Source organism: Streptomyces sp. NPDC047022 (assembly GCF_040644155.1).
Classification (GTDB): Bacteria; Actinomycetota; Actinomycetes; order Streptomycetales; family Streptomycetaceae; genus Streptomyces.
The window spans coordinates 1-1430 of sequence record NZ_JBEYVV010000104.1; the positions used below are offsets into that span (position 1 = coordinate 1).

Below are 1430 nucleotides of genomic sequence, written 5' to 3' on the forward strand. Positions count from 1 at the left end.
CTCCGTAAGTTGTTAGGCGGCCCGGGAGGGCCGGATGTGGCTGATCGGGTCTTGCCGGTCGTGGCTCCGAAGGAGTGGCCGTCCGGCTCTCCGGGGCGCCCTGGCTGCTGATTGAGATGTGCGCGCTTCGTGCGGTCGCTGATTACGGAGATGACAGCGGGGTGTTCCTCGGGCCGACGGCAAGCCGTGCGGAGCGAGGAGGAGCAGTTGAGCGAGCGGAAGGCTCAGGTCTGGGCCGGCATCGACGCGGGCAAGGGCCATCACTGGGCTGTGGTGGTCGACGAGACTGGCGCGACCCTGTGGTCGAAGAAGATCGACAACGACGAGTCGGCGATCTTGACGGCGCTGGGCGAGATCCTGGACATGGCGAACGACGTCCGCTGGGCGGTGGACATCTCCGGAACATCCTCGGCGCTGCTGCTGGCCCTGCTCGCGGCTCACGGCCAGCAGGCCGTCTATGTGCCTGGCCGCACCGTCAACCGCATGTCGGGTGCCTATCGGGGCGAAGCGAAGACCGACGCTCGCGACGCCTACGTCATCGCCGAGACCGCCCGTCACCGCAGAGACTTCGCCGCAATCGACGTGCCGGCCCAGCTCGCCGCCGACCTCGCCCTGCTGACCTCCCACCGCACCGACCTCGTGGCCGACCGAGTCAGGATGATCAACCGCCTGCGTGACGTGCTGACTGGCATCTTCCCCGCGCTGGAACGCGCCTTCGACTACAGCGCGCAGAAAGGTGCGCTGGTGCTGCTGACCGGCTACCAGACGCCAGCGGCGATCCGCCGCCGCGGCCGGGCCCGACTGACGGCCTGGCTGGCCAACCGCGGCGTTCGCAGTGCCGACGCGGTTGCCGCCACCGCGCTGGAGGCTGCGCAGGCCCAACAGACCGCGCTGCCCGGCGAGGACGTCGCTGCCGCGATCGTTTCCGACCTGGCGGATCAGATCCTGGCCCTGGACGATCGGCTCAAGCGGATCGACAAGCAGATCCGCGAGGTGTTCCACAGCCATCCGCAGGCGGAGATCATCGAGTCGCTGCCCGGCATGGGCCCGATACTCGGGGCCGAGTTCGTCGTCGCCGCTGGCGATCTGTCGGCGTACTCCGACGCTGGCCACCTTGCTTCCGCGGCCGGACTGGTGCCCGTCCCACGCGACTCCGGACGCCGCACCGGCAATTTCCACCGGCCCAAGCGTTACAGCCGCCGCCTGCGCCGGGTGTTTTACATGTCCGCGCAGACCAGCATCATCCGCGATGGCCCAAACCGGGACTTCTACCTCAAGAAGCGCGGCGAAGGCTGCAAGCACGTTCAGGCTGTGATCGCCCTGGCCCGCCGACGGGCGAACGTGTTGTGGGCGCTGCTGCGTGACGGAAGGACGTTCACCTCCGCCCCGCCGGTCACGCAAACGGCTTGACTTCGTCATTGAGACTCCTT

The 1430-nt window shown here is 68.3% G+C and carries 1 protein-coding gene; it reads left to right on the forward strand.

Annotated features, from left to right (window positions below; translation table 11 throughout):
• Positions 1-207: 207 nt before the first annotated feature.
• Positions 208-1410, forward strand: coding sequence for an IS110 family transposase (locus tag ABZ845_RS31945; protein ID WP_360987060.1), 1203 nt, complete (start codon positions 208-210; stop codon positions 1408-1410).
• Positions 1411-1430: the final 20 nt, after the last annotated feature.